This is a genomic window from Maribacter algarum (ex Zhang et al. 2020) (genome assembly GCF_005885635.1).
In the GTDB taxonomy this organism is placed as follows: Bacteria; Bacteroidota; Bacteroidia; order Flavobacteriales; family Flavobacteriaceae; genus Maribacter_C; species Maribacter_C algarum.
This window is the reverse complement of the sequence record NZ_VATY01000007.1, coordinates 77,296-97,473: the sequence shown is the minus strand read 5'-3', so window position 1 is coordinate 97,473 and position 20,178 is coordinate 77,296. Positions and strand designations below refer to the sequence as shown.

19 protein-coding genes are annotated in these 20,178 nt (G+C 38.9%); 8 read left to right on the top strand and 11 right to left on the bottom strand.

All coding sequences use genetic code 11. The annotated features are described in order from the left end of the window. Positions 1-471: 471 nt before the first annotated feature. From FEE95_RS21740 to FEE95_RS21725, 4 genes are all read right to left on the bottom strand, one after another. On the bottom strand, positions 472-1,860 hold the full coding sequence (locus FEE95_RS21740) for an RtcB family protein (RefSeq protein WP_171037118.1): 1,389 nt from the start codon (positions 1,858-1,860) through the stop codon (positions 472-474). A gap of 129 nt (positions 1,861-1,989) precedes the next feature. Further along, on the bottom strand, positions 1,990-2,670 hold the full coding sequence (locus FEE95_RS21735; RefSeq protein WP_138660151.1) for a hypothetical protein: 681 nt from the start codon (positions 2,668-2,670) through the stop codon (positions 1,990-1,992). A gap of 5 nt (positions 2,671-2,675) precedes the next feature. After that, positions 2,676-3,731, bottom strand: coding sequence for a nucleotidyltransferase domain-containing protein (locus FEE95_RS21730; RefSeq protein WP_138660150.1), 1,056 nt, complete (start codon positions 3,729-3,731; stop codon positions 2,676-2,678). Then, on the bottom strand, positions 3,728-4,465 hold the full coding sequence (locus FEE95_RS21725) for a nucleotidyltransferase domain-containing protein (protein WP_138660149.1): 738 nt from the start codon (positions 4,463-4,465) through the stop codon (positions 3,728-3,730). Before FEE95_RS21725 ends, FEE95_RS21730 begins: the two co-directional genes overlap by 4 nt. Before the next feature lie 89 nt (positions 4,466-4,554). On the opposite strand from FEE95_RS21725, the gene FEE95_RS21720 reads away from it, so the two are divergent. The 3 genes from FEE95_RS21720 to FEE95_RS21710 all read left to right on the top strand — a co-directional run bounded on the left by FEE95_RS21720 (position 4,555) and on the right by FEE95_RS21710 (position 7,837). Next, entirely contained in the window at positions 4,555-5,169 is a 615-nt protein-coding gene (locus FEE95_RS21720; protein WP_138660148.1) for an HD domain-containing protein, read from the top strand. Beyond that, on the top strand, positions 5,169-6,179 hold the full coding sequence (locus FEE95_RS21715) for a helix-turn-helix transcriptional regulator (protein ID WP_138660147.1): 1,011 nt from the start codon (positions 5,169-5,171) through the stop codon (positions 6,177-6,179). Before FEE95_RS21720 ends, FEE95_RS21715 begins: the two co-directional genes overlap by 1 nt. 413 nt (positions 6,180-6,592) lie before the next feature. Then, on the top strand, positions 6,593-7,837 hold the full coding sequence (locus FEE95_RS21710; protein ID WP_138660146.1) for a site-specific integrase: 1,245 nt from the start codon (positions 6,593-6,595) through the stop codon (positions 7,835-7,837). Positions 7,838-8,291: 454 nt separating this feature from the next. On the opposite strand, the gene FEE95_RS21705 is transcribed toward FEE95_RS21710, so the two are convergent. The 5 genes from FEE95_RS21705 to FEE95_RS21685 all read right to left on the bottom strand — a co-directional run bounded on the left by FEE95_RS21705 (position 8,292) and on the right by FEE95_RS21685 (position 11,741). Further along, positions 8,292-8,660, bottom strand: coding sequence for a BfmA/BtgA family mobilization protein (locus FEE95_RS21705; protein ID WP_317129272.1), 369 nt, complete (start codon positions 8,658-8,660; stop codon positions 8,292-8,294). A gap of 444 nt (positions 8,661-9,104) precedes the next feature. After that, on the bottom strand, positions 9,105-9,323 hold the full coding sequence (locus FEE95_RS21700; RefSeq protein ID WP_138660144.1) for a hypothetical protein: 219 nt from the start codon (positions 9,321-9,323) through the stop codon (positions 9,105-9,107). Between the two features lie 11 nt (positions 9,324-9,334). Beyond that, positions 9,335-9,784 (bottom strand): JAB domain-containing protein, encoded by a 450-nt coding sequence (locus FEE95_RS21695; RefSeq protein WP_138660143.1) that lies wholly within the window; start codon positions 9,782-9,784, stop codon positions 9,335-9,337. Between the two features lie 88 nt (positions 9,785-9,872). Beyond that, on the bottom strand, positions 9,873-10,226 hold the full coding sequence (locus tag FEE95_RS21690; protein WP_138660158.1) for a single-stranded DNA-binding protein: 354 nt from the start codon (positions 10,224-10,226) through the stop codon (positions 9,873-9,875). A gap of 492 nt (positions 10,227-10,718) precedes the next feature. After that, positions 10,719-11,741 (bottom strand): LacI family DNA-binding transcriptional regulator, encoded by a 1,023-nt coding sequence (locus FEE95_RS21685; protein WP_138660142.1) that lies wholly within the window; start codon positions 11,739-11,741, stop codon positions 10,719-10,721. A 147-nt stretch (positions 11,742-11,888) separates the two neighbouring features. On the opposite strand from FEE95_RS21685, the gene FEE95_RS21680 reads away from it, so the two are divergent. Genes FEE95_RS21680 through FEE95_RS21660 form a run of 5 tightly spaced genes read left to right on the top strand, consistent with a single transcriptional unit; the run spans position 11,889 to position 17,291 of the window. After that, complete coding sequence (locus FEE95_RS21680) at positions 11,889-12,968, top strand: isocitrate/isopropylmalate dehydrogenase family protein (protein WP_138660141.1); 1,080 nt, start codon at positions 11,889-11,891, stop codon at positions 12,966-12,968. Positions 12,969-12,974: 6 nt separating this feature from the next. Further along, a complete protein-coding gene (locus FEE95_RS21675; RefSeq protein WP_138660140.1) occupies positions 12,975-13,610 on the top strand; it encodes a cyclase family protein in 636 nt (211 codons plus the stop codon). Between the two features lie 6 nt (positions 13,611-13,616). Then, entirely contained in the window at positions 13,617-14,999 is a 1,383-nt protein-coding gene (locus FEE95_RS21670; RefSeq protein ID WP_138660139.1) for a four-carbon acid sugar kinase family protein, read from the top strand. After that, a complete protein-coding gene (locus tag FEE95_RS21665) occupies positions 14,996-16,264 on the top strand; it encodes an MFS transporter (protein WP_138660138.1) in 1,269 nt (422 codons plus the stop codon). The genes FEE95_RS21670 and FEE95_RS21665 overlap by 4 nt, the downstream gene beginning before the upstream one ends. 1 nt (position 16,265) lies before the next feature. Next, entirely contained in the window at positions 16,266-17,291 is a 1,026-nt protein-coding gene (locus tag FEE95_RS21660) for a Gfo/Idh/MocA family protein (protein WP_138660137.1), read from the top strand. 8 nt (positions 17,292-17,299) lie between these two features. Here the strand turns inward: FEE95_RS21660 and FEE95_RS21655 are convergent, their stop codons facing one another. Together FEE95_RS21655 and FEE95_RS21650 are read right to left on the bottom strand one after the other, a co-directional pair. Then, entirely contained in the window at positions 17,300-18,715 is a 1,416-nt protein-coding gene (locus FEE95_RS21655; RefSeq protein WP_238474642.1) for a sulfatase family protein, read from the bottom strand. A 41-nt stretch (positions 18,716-18,756) separates the two neighbouring features. Further along, a complete protein-coding gene (locus FEE95_RS21650; protein ID WP_138660135.1) occupies positions 18,757-20,169 on the bottom strand; it encodes a purine-cytosine permease family protein in 1,413 nt (470 codons plus the stop codon). Positions 20,170-20,178 lie beyond the last annotated feature (9 nt).

Genomic DNA, 20,178 nt, shown 5'->3' with positions numbered 1-20,178 from the left:
ATTCCATTTGTATGGGTTTATAAGTTATGACGGTGCAAAGATGAAAACGATTTTTAAATTACACAAGAAAAAATCAATTTAATTTATTGATAATCAGATAGTTACATTGAAATATGAACAATAGAATTCCTGTCCGTCATATTGCGGATTTTGAACATTTATTACAACTGTCTGTCTACCAATTGTTTTCTGTTTCAACTATGCTATTTTATTCGTTTACCACTTTTCACATTTTACTTTAAAAAATTCCACAAAAAAAGCGCCCAATTGTAATTGGACGCTTTTATTTTATCGCTTAATCGAGTTATTTCATAGAATCAACTGTTGGATAAAGTAACATAGCGTCCGTTTCGCTCACTATATTCTGAGCGAAAATCGCAGAGCCAAAGCTCTATTTGTTGGATGATATGTAACTTTCTCGGTGTCATTTGTTTTACAAAGATGTGATTTTATATGTATAACTTCCAAATATTATCGATTTCTGCGCTTCTTCTTCCAAGGAGCATTCTTCATCCAATCCCCAGCCATGATACACCCATAAGGCATAACTTCATCTTGAACTGTACCCAAACCAAATTCATCCATTTGGTTTCTAACCGTGGCGGCATTTTTATATGCACTAGGCAATTCAGAAACGTCAATCTCATTCGAGAAGAAACGCACGTCCAATCCTTTGGTTTCTTCAAAGAATACTTCTTCATTGGTGAACTCAGCTTTGTTTTTCTTATGCTGGGTTCTACTCATGTTTCGACCTGCTCCGTGAGGCGCAAAACCTAAATTTGTTGCCGTAGTATTTCCATCAACTATTAATACAGGCTCGGCCATGTTCAAAGGAATCAATCTTGGACCCGTAATATCAGGCATAAACTTGGCATCCAAAGGTGTAGCACCTTTTGCATGATAAAAGATATCATCATCTTGGAATACAAAATTATGTTCGTTCCAAAAACGGTTTTCAATTTTGACTCCCAAAGCTTCCAAAGTGGCATCATGAATAACTTCATGGTTTTTCTTTGTCCATGCTCTTATGATTTGCAAAGCATGCCAATAGTTTTCACCTTCTTCGGTATCAAAGGGAATCCATGCATTTTGCTTTAAGGTTTCCGGAGAAAGCTCTTGCCGGAAACGTTCGGCAATTTTCATCCCTTTGGTATACAAACGAGCGCCAGGACCACGTGAACCATGATGGGTAATCAACATGGTGTTTCCGGTTTCTTTGGAAATTCCAACAAACAAAAAATGGTTTCCATCACCTTGTGTTCCCAAATGTGTTCTCGCAATTTGAATCATTTGATTATCCCTTAGGAAATAATTGCTTTCAAATGCCTCTAACAATTCCGTAGGAAATCGATACTGGGTATTTCTATCTCGCCCACCAGGACCAAAATGTGTACTGGCATGTGCGGCATTCAAGACATCCTTTGGGTCAGCTGAACCAAAATCAGTTAACATCACGGAGCAGCAGATATCAGCACTATGCATACCTGGGTGAATGGCATTCTTAGCAGCAACAACTCCACCAACAGGAATCGTTCCTTTAGGTCCAGCCGGACAAGCATCAGGCATCACTGCGCCGTCAACTAGGGTAGGCGTACGCATCAAAATATCCATAGATTCCAATACGGAGTATACATTTTTTTCTTCCAATTCGTTTTCCGCTTTGATATTCACTGAATACGGCATGGTTTCCGAATGCAAATCCACAATTGGCCCCGGACGAAATTGCTCCAAGTAGTTTAATAGGGCATCTCCCTGCAATTGGTTGGTATTGATGTGTGCCAAGGCTTCAGGAATCCATTTTCCTGATTTGAAGCCCATTGCAATTAACTCTTTTCCGGTAATGTTTATTCTGTTTTCCATAATTTCTTTTAATTAGCCCCACCGACTCCAGCGTTCGGCGGGGCGCTACATGAAGTCGGAGAACCGGCTTCTTTATGATTCCGGTACAAACTTGCGACTCATGTGCGCAATTATTTTGCGTAGATAGATTTATTTGTAGTATTCTTTCTTAACATCAAGCCTACGGTCAATGTTCTTAGCTATCTTATAGATGTTTTTGAAATATGGAAATGCAATTTCTTCCGCCTTCATCTTTTGAATTTCAGATTGTAAAAAAGGCACTTTTGTTGAAACTTTGATTTGCTTTTTTGGAATTGGGCTACCTTCGTTTATTGATTTTTGCACTTCGGTAAATTTAAATGAGCGTAATTCTATTTGGTCCTTTTTACCTTTATTAACTTTTTCCATTTCAGCATGGGAAAAACTATTCCTTATTTTATCTCGAATAACTTTGTCCAAATAAGTTTTTTCTTGCTCCGTTATTAGCCCCTCATTGTAAACAAGTTTTATTGTTTGAGACATTTTTTCTGAATCATAAAGATTGGAAGCTTCAGTAATTGTCTTATTTAGCTCATTGATATCCTTCTCTGAAATCTTTAAACCATGAGTTGTTTTTTCTATAAGCGCAAGCTTCAGCATTCTTTCGGTCATATGATTCGTGAGGGTTATGGCCGCATTGAATTGTTCTATCATTAAGCAATTAATAACTTCATATTTTGCGAGGTTTAAAGGTTGTAGGAATTTTAATTCATCATCAAAGTAGTACTCTAATGAATTGTAATTCTTATTTACTTTCTCAACATATCCTTTAATTAAAATTTCTTTTGACATAATTTCTATAGCGTATAAAATTCTTCTCTAATGTTAACTAATAGTTCATTTACAATATTCAAACCTGGTCTTTCCATCAAACTAGATTTTTCATAGATGACTTCTAATTCCTCCCTTAACTTTTCTGCTCTTTCTACCAATTCTTCATATTCAAACTCGGCATTCTTTATACCTAGGAGGAAGTCTCGGTCAGGTCTTTTTACATTGATTTTATTATCAGCTCCTATTTCTTTAGCCATATGTAAAAGACGAAAAGTATGCATCATGTTTTTAGCATCGTAGTTCTTTTCATGCGAAATGTTACTCTTATAGCGTTCATCATTTCTCTTTTCTACCCAAGACCAATACTCTTTATACCTTTTACAATAGGATGAATAACCATCTCGATTGAAATATAAAATAGCCGCTGGCACTTCCGATTTTGGAATAGAACTAAGGCAGACTTCATTAGCATTTTCTCTTGCAATCCCACTATACTTCATAGTAGGGTTGTAGAACAGATTATAACAATCTTTCATGTGACTTATTTTAGCCAACCCACAATGGGCCACTTCGAAACCTTCATTTTCTAAAAAGGTATTCAAAGGCATAGCGCCCTTTTCTTTTCGAACAAAACAAAAGTCAGTAACAAATTTTCGTTCCTTTTCAACAGGATTAACTATTTTTTTCTTCAATCCTCTTGCCTTTTTTATTTGGGTAAAAGCGTAATTCGCAAAGGTGTCTTTGCACAATCTTGAAAGAAAGTACTCAGACTTGACTTTATCGAATAGCGGATGCTTTGAGAGTATGCAGTCTTCTGGCACACTTAACAATTCAAGAAGATTAGGATTGTTTTTTGAAAGAAGTTCTATGAACTTTTTGAGTTCATAATAAACAATATCGTTCGTGTCATTATTTATTTGACCCACATATTCCAACGAATAATACTTTTCTTTTGGTAGTACAAAAACTCCACGAATATCGGTATCAGAAGAAGCGGTAGCGAGTCCGTATGCTCTACTACCGCTAATACATTCAAATATGATATTTCCTGATGCTTTTAGTTCTTCTATTCTTTTCATTTGGTCAAGGTGTTATATAAAAAACTATCTATTCTATCAGTATCAGGTTTCCCGCCAGAAAGCGATTTTGCAAACTTTTCATTAACAACTAAAACACTTGCTATAAGATTTATGACTTTCTCATTTCTAGTGTGTAAATAACTTTCGTTATTCTCTGATTTTATAGTCATCAAGTGTCTTATTTCGTCAGCCTCATCCCTTTTTACAAGAGATAACATCTTGCTAAAAACAACAGGTGGCATCGTATTGTACTCCAGTATCCACTTGCCCGCCAAAGCTGTTCGCAATGCATAAAACAAACTCTTTAGTTTTACAGTTTCACCAGTCAACTTTTCTTCATATTTCTTGCTCATACTTAAATAGTGATACATACAAGCTACAGGAGAAAAGCAATCTTCAGCTATTGCTCGTAGTTCCTTTATGGATGTGCTTTCTTCGATGTATGTTATAGGTGAGAACAAATGCTCCAATGCAGGTACGTTCGACTTTTTAAGTAAGCGTAGTTTCTTTCTGAGTTCCCAACCGACCGCATCAAAATCACCATCGATTATATCGATGCTATCTCGTTTTTCCGAGATTGATAAATACCACTCTATTGGATGTGTATATAAGAATCTAACATCAAAATCACTATCTGGTGAAGCAAAGCCCCAAGCCCTACTTCCAGATTCACAAGCAAAGAGTATGTCTACTTTCTTGTCAGTTGCTAGATTTTTAAGTTTACTTTTCATCATTTCTAAAATTATGATACAAATTTGATGATGTACTACGCAATTATTTTGCGCAGTTAGTTGAGTTCTTGTAATTTTAAATCAAATACACTATGGACTTAAAAGAAAGATACGCCAAGATTTTCTCTAAATATGTACTAACGGAAAATGAAGTTGTCGCTTTATGGAATGAACTAGCGGGCACTTATGGACAAAAGTTTCGAAAATATCACAATCTAGGTCACCTTACCGAACTCTTTGCCTATTTCGATAAGTTCAAAGATGAGATTGAAAATACTGAAGAGATGCTTTTGGCTATTTACTATCATGATTTTATCTATAGTATTTGGAAAAAGGATAACGAGGAGAAAAGTGCAATAAAAGCCACTCAGGTATTACAAGACCTTGGATTTGATGAAGATAGAATTCAACGAATTGAAGCACTTATTCTTTGTACGAAACATCATAATGGCAAATCGTATGATGAGAAGTTATTGATAGATTTTGATTTAGCAATTTTAGGTCAGTCCGAAGAAGTATACCAAGATTATGCTCGGAAGATTAGAAAAGAATATGCTAAAATTCCCAGTATTATGTATCGTAAGGGAAGGAAGAAAGTACTTCAACACTTTCTAGACAAGAGCACAATTTATCAAACTAAAGGTTTTCAATCCGCTTTTGAAAAGCAGGCAAGAGCAAATTTGTCTAATGAACTAAATACATTATAATGGCCCTAAACAAAAACGCCCTAATCCGCTATAAAACTATTGACAAATGCCTTCAAAATAACTATCGGCAATGGACTCTGAATGATTTGATAGAAGCGTGTTCAGATGCCTTATATGAATACGAAGGTAGGGAAGTGAACGTGAGCAAACGTACCGTGCAACTCGATATTCAGTTGATGAGAAGTGATAAACTAGGCTACAATGCTCCAATTGTTGCTTATGATAAAAAGTATTACAAATACGAAGATGAGGATTATTCGATTACGGATATTCCAATAACGGAAAATGATATGAATGTGCTTTCTGAAACTGTAGAAATGCTAAAGCAGTTTAAAGACTTTTCTTTGTTTTCAGAACTGGGTGGAATTATTCAAAGATTAGAAGATAAAGTATATACTGAGAAGACGCATCAATCATCCATAATTCATTTAGATAAGAACGAGAATCTCAAAGGATTACATTGGCTTGACGAACTCTATCAAGCCATTCAGAAAAAAGTAGTCTTGAAAGTGGAGTACAAGTCTTTTAAAGCTGCTACGGCTAATGTAATTACTTTTCATCCGTGCTTATTGAAGGAATTTAACAACAGATGGTTTCTGATCGGGATGGGAAATAAGAACAAAGGCATAGTAAATCTGGCCCTTGACCGAATCATTTCGATTGACTATGATTTCAAAACTCCATATTCCAACTATGAATTTGATGCAGACAGCTTTTATAAAGACGTAGTAGGCGTTACCGTTAACCAAGGGGAACGCGCTTCCAATATTAAATTATGGATTGACAAGTACAATGCCCCATATGTTGTTACTAAACCTCTACATCATTCACAGTTGATAGAAAAAGAAAATGAAGACGGAAGTATTGAAGTAAATATCAAGGTAAAAATCAATTTTGAATTGGAACGTTTGATTTTGGGTTTTGGGGATGCTATTGAAGTAATTCAACCTGAAAGACTTCGCAAGCGTATTTCTCAAAAATTGGACAGGGCTAAGTCTTTATATTTATGAGTGAATCAATACATTTTTTTTGCATTGATTTATTCCTTAAATTGGTGATGCAAAAGACGCATAAAATTTGCATCGATTTGTACCATTTTGAACCGAGTTTAGAGTTCGGTTAATCATTTAAAATGAAGTCTGTAAAAGGCTGGTAGTTAACATATTGTGGTGGTATATTTAGTTCTGCCACCCCGACAAAAGTGGTATTTTTAAATACCATCTTTTTACTAAACAAATGAAAATCAAGGAATTACATTTTCCTTGATTTCATTTGAATAGTTTTAGAATCATATTTGAAGGTGTCCTATTAGGTGTCCTATTGATAAATATCAATTTTGTATCTTACACCTAGAATGTCGCAATTGATCTTCACAGCGATTTGACTTTCGTTTAACGGAATTAATAACTCTAAAACGAAAGTGATGAAAACAGTACACACTTTTAGCGTAGTATTTTGGTTAAAGAAGCGTTCCACCAAAAGGGATGGTACTATCCCGATTTATGCGCGAATTACGGTAGACGGCATCCGAGCCGATGTCAGCACAAAACATTCTGTATTACAATCCTATTGGTCTTATGATACAGGTAGGGTAAAAACCAAGGTAAATGGAGCCAAGTCTATAAACGATGCCTTGATGGAAGTTTACCAAGATATTACCCAGAGTAAAAAAGAGCTCATGGAAGAAGGCAGGATCCTTACCGCACAGTCTGTAAAATTGAGATATCTCGGTCAGGATGTGCCATTAAGAACACTCAAGGACTTGCTCCAATATCATAAGGATAATGAAGTACAGAAGTTGGAGGCTGGTACGGCCAAGAATTATGGTGCCACGGAAAAATACTTGTTATTGTTTATCAAGAAGAAGTATAAGTCAAAGAATGTGTACCTCGCCCACATCAACTATTCCTTTGTTCTTAGTTTTGAGAACTACCTTAGGAATTGCAAGCCGCTAAAGGCCTCTCAACCATTGACTAATAATGGTATTATGAAGCATATGGAACGGTTGAAAAAGATGACGACTATCGCATTTAAATTGGATTGCATCAAGAAAGACCCTTTTGCGTTTTTCCGTGCAAACTTCAACCGGTACAATCGACCTTTCCTGAGTATCAAGGAATTGAAATTGATGGAAAGTCTTTCTTTGAAGGACATTGGACTTGGATATGTTAGGGATGTTTTCGTCTTTGCCTGCTATACGGGCCTATCCTATATAGATGCAAAGCAACTTAAACCCGAACACGTTGTTCTTGGAATGGACGGGGATGATTGGATATTCACGCGAAGGGAAAAAAGTGAGACATTCGTAAAGATTCCTTTATTGGACAAGGCCAAGGCCATACTGAACAAATATGCGGATAAACTTTACGGGAAAAATGAAGACTTGCTTTTACCTGTCTATTCTAATCAGAAATGCAATAAATATTTGAAGGTCTTAGCTTCCAAATGTGGAATAGACAAGAACCTTTCTTTTCACTGTGCAAGACATACTTTCGCGACATCCGTTACTTTGGCCAATGGTGTTCCAATAGAAACCGTATCTAAATTGCTTGGTCACAAAAAACTTTCGACTACCCAGATTTATGCCAGGGTATTGGAAAAGAAGATTAGTGAGGATATTTCGGACCTAAAAACAAAACTTAAATCCACGGAAAGAAAAGTTGCGTAAAACGTGTTTTTTTGAAGATTACGAAATTTTAATAAGCAAAATGTGTTAAGATCGTTCGATTTTGGTTCTGTGTGTTTTATTTCCAATATGTTTAGCGTTGAAGGTCAAATTGCGAGAAAAGGCTGAAATTAAACTTGGTTTTTGATTCAGCCTTTTTTATTTGAAATGAATATGATATTATCCATTATTTCAAACTGATCTTTCTACATTAACTAGGACTATAATTTGGATTAAAACTAGTGATATTCCACTGCATTTTTTGCTATTTATTCTTCCTTACTAATTTCATGGATCTTTTAGTCCTCTTTTGAATCGGGTGAGTTCTTCCCTAGTTATTTTTATCTTTAAAAAGTCTTTTCCAAAACGACTATGGACCAATTCGATTTGGTCCAAAACATATCGTAATCGGTCTTTGGTTTCTGATAGTTTTTCTTGAGAACGGTCATAGTTTATTCTAGAAAACGTAGTCTTTTCTTCTTTGGTTTTTTGGGTTGGTTTTTTGGGTTGGTTTTTTCGTTGGTTTAGATTCCAATAATTGGGGGGCGTACTTCTTTATGTCTTCTTTGAAAAGGGATTTGAGCATCGCTTCGATATTCATTATGGGAATGTTCTGGGACTTCTCTACAGGGTTAATTATCGCGATTACCGCATCGATTCGTTTGCGGTTTGGTTCAATCCCGGCATTAATATCTTTGATAATACGTTGATGTGGCGAATAATTGTGCCATTCGAAAAAGTCCAACATTGCCGCTAGGGTTTGTGAATGGGTGCCTGTTACTTTCTTCGAGAACCGTCGAAATCTTTTGGCGACTTCAACAATCAAAGCGAGACTTTCATAGTTATACGAGTATTTCTTTTTTTTATTCCTTTTAATGCTTAATTGATTTTTTTACAGCAAACTTTTTCAATGTTTACTGGGGTTACCAGCGTTTTTACAGCAAACTTTTCAGCCTTCTGTTTTCAATAATCGATAAGTTTAGGTTATATAAATCTCATTTTCAATTACTTACAAAAATTATCTAAACTAAGAACATCGCTTTAGCGTGTTGTCCTCTTGCTATTCCTTTTTTCCCCGCAGGGGTCAAAAAAAATACCTTTCCCTTAAGGTAAAGGCTCTTATAACTACTAGGCTTGAAACACGGTTTTTTAAGAATGAGAAAGATTCATTTTTAAGGAATCCATATTGAATATGGGAAAGCGTTGCATTTCCATAAAAGGAAAAGGGCAACTTTGACAAGTCGCCCCAATCGATAAAAACCTCCTTTCATTAGATAGTGAACATGAATTTGTAATTGTAAAGGTTCTTGATGGCTTCCTCTTCCAAAATTTCTTGATAGTCCAAATGATTTTCTTGGGCGTAGGCTTTCATTTCAGGACCGAATTTTAGTGCTACTTCTTTCTTGGATTGCTCCATCAATTTTTCCTGTGTATCTCCGTCCAGATTATTGAAATTTAGACGGAACGGTATATCAATATTGATGTCCATAGTGTTCAATTTTACATCAGGCCGTTATCCGCAAAACTGTAGTAGTCACCATTGGGTACAATAATCAAATGATCCAGTAATTTGATGTCCAAAAGTTCGGCCGCGTTCTTGATTTTTTTCGTAATCTGTCTATCCGCTGTGCTAGCTTTCAATGTTCCACTCGGATGATTGTGGGTCAAAATAATGGCTACGGATAAGGACTTTAAAACAACGGCAAATAAGATGCGCAGATCGATAATCGTGGACGTGATCCCACCTTTTGAAAGTTGGTAGATACCCTTTACTTTATTATTGTTGTTCAATAGTACGACCTTAAAGGATTCGTGAACTTGTATGGTCTGTTTGTCCCAATGCTCAAAGAGTAGATCGGCAGCATCCTTTGAGGAATTTATCTTTTGCCAAAAAGGGGAGGGGATACGTTCTTTATAGCTTATTCGTATTTCGTTAACTTTGTCTTTCATTGCTTTTAATTTAATAGTTTCAGGTAATGAAAAAGAGGGCAGAACTTTCGCGAGAGATGCCCTCTTTAATTTTAATAGATCAGTCATACTATGCTGCCTTGTTTTCGTTTTTAGCACCTAATAGTAGAACCTCGCTAACAATCACTTCCGTGATGTAGCGTTTTTCGCCTTCTTTGGTCTCGTAGCTTCGAGAGGTCAATTTGCCTTCAATGGCGACTTGCTTGCCCTTTAAGGCATACTTTTCTACGATCTCGGCAGTCTTGCCCCAAGCCACCATATTATGCCAGTCCGTACTCTGTACTTTCTCGCCTTTGGCGTTCTTGTAGCTCTCATTGGTCGCCAATGAAAAACGGATTACTTTTTTACCGCTTTCCAAAACGGTCATTTCGGGATCGTTCCCCACGTTGCCAATCAATTGGACTTTGTTTCTAAGATTACTCATACTAAAAATATTTAAAGGATTTATATTTGAACCACCCGAACCCTTCGAGCGGTTTTTGAATGATTTACTTATTATATCCAGAGTGTTTTCCCTTTTTTTGATTTTTAACTTTTGTTCCGCTTCCTTTTTGCTGATTCTGTACGATTTCATCTTTTTTGTTTTTGATTTACTTCCCATAGTGCCGTCCGCTGTTACCCTTTTTTTGATGCTGTACTTCTCTACAATATCCGGGCTTGGTAAGGCGTATAAAAAAGAGAACCCCGCATTGAGCGGGGTCCTGGTTTATGCCGTCGTCCAAGAACGGATGTTGTTATTTTGCCTTCAATAAAAAGGGAAATGGTGGCGGTACGGGAGTATGTCCAAAACCGATTTGGAAGAGTACTAACTCAACTGGAAGCGGAAACAAAGGCGGTCAGACGGTTGTGGTAAATCTGATCAAACTTCCTTTTAGCTTGTTCGCTTAATCAATTAATATAAAGAGTTCACCTTTTATTAAACCCTATTCCGATTCGTAGAATTACGAACCACAAGAAAGGACTTCAAAATCTTTTTTTTGTAACCCTCCTCTTTGTTATCGATTTGTTTAAATATCAAGTTGGCCGATTCTTCCCCCATAACTAATGCCGGTTGGTCTACGCTGGTCAAGGAAGGTTCCAAAAGTTCATCTACAGGTTCATTATTAAAGCCGATAATAGCAATGTCTTCTGGTATCTTTAATCCTCGTTCCTTTGCTGCAACCATTAACCCAATAGCCATCTGATCGCTATAGGCCAGGACACCATCTGGAGTTATAGGTGAGTACAGTAATTTTCGGGCAGCGCTCAATGTACTTTGCTTCTCGAAATTAGCATAGACCATAAAATCGGTATATGGCTCCAAACTACTTTTTTGCAAAGTAGATTTGAATCCCGCCGCTCTGACCTTATTGATTTGAAGTATTTCAGGTCCACCTAGATAAGCAATTTTTTTACACCCTATAGCAATGAGATGCTCCGTCGCGTCACAAGAGGCTTTGTAATTATCGATGACCACCTTGTCCGTTTCAACCTCGTCACATTGACGGTTAAAAAAAACCAACGGAATTTTTCTGTTTTTCAATGCATCGAAATGACTGAAATCGGTGGTCTCGCTAGCCAAGGAGGCGATGACACCAACCACACCCAAGTCCATTAATTCGTGTACAAGGCTTTGTTCCCTTTCCTGTGATTCGTTCGATTGGCAAACAATAATATGCATCCCCCTTGTTTCGGCAACTTTTTCTATGCCGCTTATCGCCATTGCGTATAGGTGGTAGCTTATTTTCGGTACAATTACCCCAATGAACTTAGAACGTTTACTTACTTCGGATGCCAGCATACTAGGGGACATGTACCCCAAATCTCTTGCTGCCTCGAGCACTTTTTCCTTGGTTTTCGTCCCAATTCTAGGATGCCCTTTTAGAGCTCTTGATACCGTTGAAATCGAAACATCTAAAGTATTCGCAATATCGGCTAATGTTGCTTTGTTTTTTTTCATGTTACAAGAAGTAAGGTTGTGCAAATATTTGCGCAAATTAATACAAAAATATCTATGTTGCATTATAGTAATTAAATATATTTGATGAAATTGAGATAAGACGTATTGTGCAAAATTGTGCAAGAATTAAAATCTATAAACTGGATTATGGAAAAAACATACAAAATTGCAGTCGTAAACGGAGATGGCGTAGGAGCCGAAATCGTTCCCGCGGGTGTTTCAGTACTTGATGCAGCAGCGGATAAATTTGGATTTAAACTTGAAAAGGAGGAGTTTCCCTTTGGCGCTGGATATTATAAGGAGCATGGAAAGTTCATGACAGACAATGCCTTGGAAACTTTAAGGGAATTTGATGCCATCTTTTTTGGTGCCGTCGGTCTGCCTGAAATAGATGATACCTTGCCAGCAAGGGATTATACTTTTAAGGTGCGCACTTCGTTCCAGCAATACATTAATTATCGTCCCGTGAAATTGTTCTCGGGTGTGGATAGTCCTTTACGATACAAAACCGAAGAGGATATCGATTTTGTCGTTATCCGCGAAAACAACGAAGGAGAGTTTGTACAGAGCGGTAAAATACTACATGCCGAAGAACCATCTGGCGTTGCTATAGATACCAGTATTTTTACGAGGTTCGGTATCGAGCGCGTAGCCCATTACTCATTCAAACTGGCACGTAAAAGAAACAAGAAGGTAACCAATGTAACCAAATCGAATACCCTAATTAGTAGTCTGGCCTATTGGGATCAAGTAATTGCCGAGGTCGCTCAGGAATATCCTGATGTAACCTATGAGAAAATGTACATCGACAATGCATCGGCAAGTTTTGTGTTGCGTCCGGAGATTTTTGATGTTATTTTAACCACGAATCTTTTTGGTGATATTCTCTCCGATTTGGGTGGTGCCATTATGGGTAGTTTGGGCCTTGGTGGAAGCGGGAATATTAATCCGGAAAAGGAGTTTCCGTCTATGTTTGAACCTATACATGGATCTGCACCTGATATTGCAGGGAAGAATATAGCGAACCCTATCGGACAGATTTGGTCCGCAGCTATCATGTTAGAGCATCTGGGTGAAATCGAAGCGGCAAAAGATATCATGGCGGGCATCGAGCATACAACAGCCAAGGGTAATCTTACCAAAGACCTTATGGGCACTGCAACCACAACTGAAGTGGCGGATAGCGTGGTAGAATTTATCCGGGCAACAAATATGGTAATCACTTAGATCACTATGATTGATAAAAAAGTAATTGACCTTACCCTGCCCATCAATGAGGATGTAGCAGGCGTATCCATTGAACAGGCCAAAACCTTGAGTGAGGACGGTTGGAACGCCACCACCTTGCATCTGTATTCGCACAGTGGTACGCATATGGATGCCCCTCTACATTTTGAGATCAATAATCAAACGATGGATACAATTCCCGTGAATCGACTCATTTCGGAAGCTTGGGTTATCGATTTGACACTAACTCAACCGAGTGAGTCAATTACGATTTCACACTTACAAGCCATTGAAAATAAAATACAAAAAGGGCAAAGCATCCTCTTGCATACAGGATGGAGCAAAAGATTGGGAACGGATATGTACCGGAACGAACTTCCTCGAATCAGTTCTGAATTGGCCCATTGGCTTGGCGAAAAAGGGGTAAATATGTTGGGGGTCGAGCCCCCATCGGTTGCCGATGTCAATAATTTGGAAGAAGTCACAGAAATCCATACCATATTGATGCAAAACGATATTGTAATCATCGAGGGGCTGACGAATCTCGAGGAAATATCAAAGGAAAAAGTAACCTTGGTCGCATTGCCATTAAAGATAGAAAATGGGGATGGGGCGCCCGCAAGAGTCATTGCACTAGAATAGAAGCGAATGACCGACCAAGCAATCATAAGATCAATACGGGAAGGGGAACACGGTACAGACTATCGAGATGAAATCCGTACAGAACTTCTTCAAAATCCAAGGACAATTGTCATTCTAGACGACGACCCGACTGGGACACAGACCGTTCACGATGTTCCTGTAATCACCCAATGGTCGGAGGAAGTTATTGAAAGGGAAATCTTGACCAGTCCGGTATTTTTTATTTTGACGAATTCCAGAAGTCTTCAAGCCGAAGATGCTGATGCATTAGGCAAATTGATAGGAAGAAGACTCAAAAAAGCCTCGGCCAAGCACAACAAAAAGTTACTGGTAATTAGTCGCAGCGATTCTACTTTACGTGGCCACTATCCCAACGAAGTAAGTGCATTAGCGGAAGGACTGGGTTGGGAGCAAGCAAAAGAATTATTGATTCCCGCCTTTTTTGAAGGCGGAAGATATACCTTCAATGATATCCATTACGTCAAGGAAGGAGAGGAATTTATTCCTGCAGGAGAAACTCCTTTTGCAAGAGATAATACTTTTGGCTATGATTCCTCTGATTTAAAGCAATGGGTGGAAGAAAAGACCCAGGGTGTCATTAAGGCGACAGCAGTTCATAGTTTGAACCTAGACCTTATTCGAAATCATCCAATAGCAGCAGTGAGTGATATCCTCAACGGAAACAATCGTCATTTTATAGTAAATGCCACTACTTACAAAGACCTTTGTGCAATTGCCTTGGCAAGCCTACGGTCGAAAGGGCCTTTTATCTTTAGAACAGCGGCATCATTTATAAATGCCATATCGAATATAGAATTAAGACCGCTTCTCCAAAAAGAAGAACTTTTGAGAGATGATGAATCCAATGGTGGATTGGTTATAATAGGATCATATGTACCGAAAACCACAGCGCAATTGGCCTGTTTGAAGAAGCGTTCAGAAGCTGTTTTCATAGAATTTGATGTTGCAAAAATGATAAAAAGTACATCTGTCGAAAAAGAATTAACGGAAATCAGTTCCAAAATTGATAGTCAAATAGTACAAAAGAAGACCGTGGTCCTATACACCGCAAGGGATGTTATAAAAGGTGACACCAAAGAAGAAAGTCTAGAAATCGTAAATCAGGTGTCCCAAAACCTAATTGCAATTGTCAAAAAAATCAAGAATAGGCCCAAGTATATTTTGGCTAAAGGAGGTATAACTTCGAGTGATATTGCTGTAAAAGCGTTGAAGGTAACCGGAGCCAACATTATCGGACAAGCTATCAACGGTGTCCCCGTTTGGCGCTTGGGGATAAATGCGAAATTTCCCGAATTACCCTATATTGTTTTTCCTGGTAATGTAGGGGAGAGCGATGCTCTTTATAACGTAATCCAAAAACTATCATGAGCGCAAGAAAGCATTTTCCCAGAAGGTATTTCATGGTTTTAGGTACTTTTTTGTTGGCTCTTTTGCTATACATTGATCGTGTCTGCATCTCGGTTGCCAAGGAACCCATTTCCGGCGCTCTCGACCTGAACGATAAACAAATGGGGTGGGTATTGGCCGCTTTTTCATTGGGCTACGCGCTATTTCAAACCCCTGCTGGTATGTTGTCCGATCGGCTAGGGCCACGTAAGGTACTTTCCGTTATCGTAACCATTTGGTCTGGATTTACGGCATTGACCGGGGCGACATGGAACTTTATATCGCTTTTGGTCGTCAGGTTTTTATTTGGTGCTGGCGAGGCAGGGGCCTTTCCTGGAATGTCAAGGGCTATTTACAGCTGGATACCGCTTCAAGAAAGAGGCCTTGTTACAGGAATCAATTTCTCAGGTTCTAGGTTAGGAGCCGCCTTTGCATTGCCGTTGGTCGCTTGGATGATCGAGGATTTCGGATGGCGTACTTCATTTATTATTTTAGGGTGTATCGGTGTGGTTTGGGCCGGGGCATGGTATCTTCTTTTTAGAGACAATCCTGAAGAACATACAGGTATCCCAGCAAATGAAAAAGAGTTTATTCTAGCAACAAGACAACAAAAGGATACTGAAAAAACATCCGAAAAGATCAATATGGCCACTTTGCTCCGATCGAAGAATATGTGGCTGGCCATGGGGCAATACTTCTGTAGCAATTTCACTTTCTTCTTTGCCTTGACTTGGCTTTTTCCACATGTGAAAAGTGAATATAATTTAGATACGATTGAAGCAGGTTTTTATACTTCGATACCCCTAATTTTTGGGGCATTCGGCAATTGGTTCGCTGGCGGATTGAGTGACCGTATTTTTAAGAATGGAAATTGGGATCGATCGCGTATTTTTCCGGCATCCCTTGGATTTCTATTGGCTGCTATTGGATTGGTCGGAAGTATTTATATGGATAATGTTGTTGGTGCCATAGTTTTCTTGAGCCTTGCCATTTTTGGGGCCGACATGACCTTGCCGCCCTCATGGTCTTTCTGCGTGGATATCGGTAAGGAAAATTCCGGTGCGGTTTCCGGAACCATGAACATGGCCGGAAATATCGGCGCATTTTTAACCGCGTTGGCATTTCCTTACTTGCAAGCTTGGACGGAATCTACCACACCATTTTTTGTGGTCGGTGCAATATTGAATATTATTGCCATAGTACTTTGGTACAACATGAAGCCACAGCGACATTTTTCAACATATTAAAATGGGAAAATTAAAAGGAGTTTGCATTGGAACGGGATATTTCAGCCATTTTCAGTTTGAGGCCTGGAAACGAATTGACGAAGTAGAAATTCTAGCAGTTTGTGGTACTTCCGTAGAAAAGGCACAAAAGATATGCTATACCTATGGATTTAAAAACGCCTATGCCGATTTGAATGAAATGTTGCTTGTTGAGCAACCTGATTTTATCGATATTATTACACCCCCGAATACCCATTTGCAAATGTGTCAAATGGCTGTTGACCACGGTGTACATATCATTTGCCAAAAACCTTTGGCACCCACCTTGAGAGAAGCCGAGCAAATTGCTGACTTGATCGAGAAATCGAATGTACGGATGATGGTGCACGAAAATTTCAGGTTCATGCCCTGGTATAGGGAAATCAAAAAACTACTTGAAAAAAATACAATCGGTAACCGGATTCATTCCCTAAATCTAAGAATGCGCATGGGCGATGGCTGGCAAGAAGATGCCTATATGAACCGCCAGCCCTATTTCAGGGAAATGAAGCAGTTGTTGATGTATGAAACCGGAGTTCATTTTATTGATGTATTCCATTACCTGGGTGGAGAAATCACCAAAGTATATGCCCGATTAAAACGGTTGAACACCAATATAAAGGGAGAGGATTTTGGTTGGGTACAGGTAGACTTTGCCAATGGCGGACTAGGCTTTATCGATGCCAATCGATACAATGAAAGTACGGCTGAAGATGCCCGATTGACTTTCGGGTCAGTAGTTTTAGAAGGAAATGAGGGAACCATTCGGTTATATGAAGATGGAAAAATTACGATGCAGTCCCTTGGGGGAAACGAGAGAACCCATGAATATACTTTCCAAAAAATAAATTTTGCCGGGGATTGTGTATTTGCCACCCAGCAAAATTTTGTGGAATGTATGCTGTCAGGAAGCCCTTTTGAAACGGATGTTACTACTTATCTGAGAAACATTCAAGTATTGGAAAAAGTATACGAGTCCGATGAAATCGGGTTGCCGATAAATCTATAATACTGGTACTATTCAGAAAACCATTCCATTTCATAAATCGTTCGCAATTCATCTAGGGGCTGCCGGTACTTTGGATTATTGGTAAAGTGTATAGTTTCAAATGGATCTTCTTTCAAATCTAATAGCTGCTCTTCAAATCCTGCAAGGTCGTACCGAACGTATTTTAAACCGTTTTTGTTTATCACCATTTTACCTATTTCACTTTCTACACCAAGTGTTTCCCGCCAGTTTACCTTATTGCCTTCCAGGAGAGGTCGTAAACTTTTACCCCGTGGGTCGGATACACCTATAATTCCAGCGTAATCACAGATTGTTGGAAGCAGGTCTAGTCCATTCGAAACCAAATTTTCGCTATCTACTTTTCCAGCCGGAATATGACCTTTCCACATCGCCATAAATGGAATATTTGCGGACTCTTCATATAGGGTCGATTTATGCTCCATACGATGGCTTGCGCTCATATCCCCATGGTCACTTGAGAAAAGAATAAGTGTGTTTTCTTCTTGCCCACTTTCTTTAATGGCATCAAGAATGGTTTGAATTTTCGCATCAACCACTTCTGTTAATCGATGATACGCATAACGGTGGTGGCGCCATTGGTCATCAGTGAAATTCTCCCTCGCATTTTGTCGAAAAGGTCTAAGGTTGATGAGTTTTTTTACTGCCTGCGGTTCATCGATTTGCGGTTCATAGTTCGGTGGAAGAGGAGGGCAGTGGGATTTAAAAAATTCATCGGAGCTTACACCTTCGGGTATTTTCATAGCACTATCGAGTGTGGTCAACTCTACTGTAGCCCGTTTGAGAATATTGGCGTCCTGCTCGCTGGTTGCCTTTTCTCGAAGTGCCATATAACAAATATCATGAGGGTTGATTAGCGAGACCATCATAAAATAAGGTTTGTCATGATCTGCTCTAATAATTTTCGCCGCCTCTGCCGCTAGTTCTTGCCTTTCATTTTTACTGAAGTATGTGAAACCCAAAGTTGAGGGCGATAAGGAGGCAGGCAGGTGTTCTTTCCCGCCATAATACAAACCGTAATTCGCCTTTTTAAGATAGGACGGAAGTGTAGTATTCAGAACCTCTTGAGATACTTGAGGTATTTTTATGGAACCCCTGTTCTCGCGAACCTCTTCCCCCTGATCATCAGTAAAATACCCTGGAAAGCGCCCGGTCAATAAACTAACCCTTGCAGGAGAACAAACCGGATTAGTCGTATATGCTCTGGTAAATCGCATGCCGTTATCGGCGATATAATCCATGGCAGGTGTTTTTAGCCATTGATTACCTGCGCAACTCATCATATTCGCACTGAGTTGATCGACATAAATATAAACGATGTTTGGTGTCGTGATTTTATCCTTCCGTTTTTCCGAACAACCGAAGAATATCAATATGCTTATGAAATAAAAAAGTCTTGGATTCATGTACATATTTTTTAAATTGAGCCGATTAAATCTCAATCCTTCTAAATGGTTTTCTTCTGGAATGATTTACTAAAAACCAAAAACAGAACACCACATAACAACCAAGCTGGTAAAGTCACAAAAGAAAGAAAAACATCGAATTGTAACGATATAAAATAGAACAGCCCAAAACTGATGGCCCAAGCCAAAAATACTGACTTGTTGAATTTCAGGTTGGCCATTTCTGCATAATTTTTTACGATTCCTGCTTGTTTATGGAAGAAGTGTTCGAAAACGATGATTGCTCCGAAAGGTGCAAGTATGAATCCGTATAAGGCTACAAATCCTAAAAGTTTCATCGCAAATGCGGGAAATAATCCGGCTATGGTCGCGACCGTACCGGCTATTATGGTAACCCAAAAAGTAGATACTTTGGGCATGATGGCCTGAAAGGCCAATCCTGCTCTATAGATGGTCGGGTTGGCCGTTGTCCATCCCGCTAAGACCACGGCAATAATTCCAAAAATGCCAATGGCATTATTGGCCAAGGGGCCGGGCGCTACAGGCGGTGCCTCCCCGTTTGATAAAAAGGCCTGTGCTTCAGGGGATTTGAGATATACTGCATAGAGCAGGGCAGCGGCTATCCAAGCCATATAGTGGCCTACATACATTCCAGCGGCTGTCGTCCAACCAGAACTTTCCTTTTTTGCAAAACGGAAAACAGATAAATCGGACATGCCCACATGCATTGCTGCATTAGCGAACCATGACCAAATGCATACATGCCAAAAAGTGTATTTTATCTGTCCTGGAAATGGTTCTGAACCTTCTCCCCAAATGTTCCAGAAGTCTTCAAAACTTTTTACACCTAATTGGTTTAGGGCTACAATGCCACATGCTAAAAATGCCAGGACGATAACTGGTGACATCCAATTGGCAGCCTTGGAAACGGTATCATACCCTTTTGACGCCACTAATGAGATTACGGCACCAACGATAACAACAATGATGACCCAAGTCATACCATTCGGAGTCGTATCGGTAAGTTTTGGCATCTCCATATCAAAAGGAATCCCTACTGCCGTAGCTGAAACGGTTATCATGGCTCCTGCCAGAAAACAGAATAAAATTCCATTCGCAAGGTTGTAGCCTATAACTAATTTTTTTCCACAGATTTTTTCAAGTTGGTAGTATAAGGTCAATCTATTTTCAACCGCAATTTTTGCCGTTAGAAAGCGCCAGCTTAAAACTGCTAAAAGATTCCCCAGTAAGAGCCCAAAAATTAAGTCGAACGCACTGACTCCGGCAGTCAAGAAAAGAGGACCAATCATAAATTCCGTCCCTGCCGCATGCTCGCCCGCGTACATTCCCAAAAAGCTTTTCCAACTTTTTAATTTCGACTGTGGAACGGGTTCTCTTTCAAATTCCCCGCCCACGATTTCTTCAATTTCCTCCTCAATATTGTGTTGACTCATTTTAAGTTG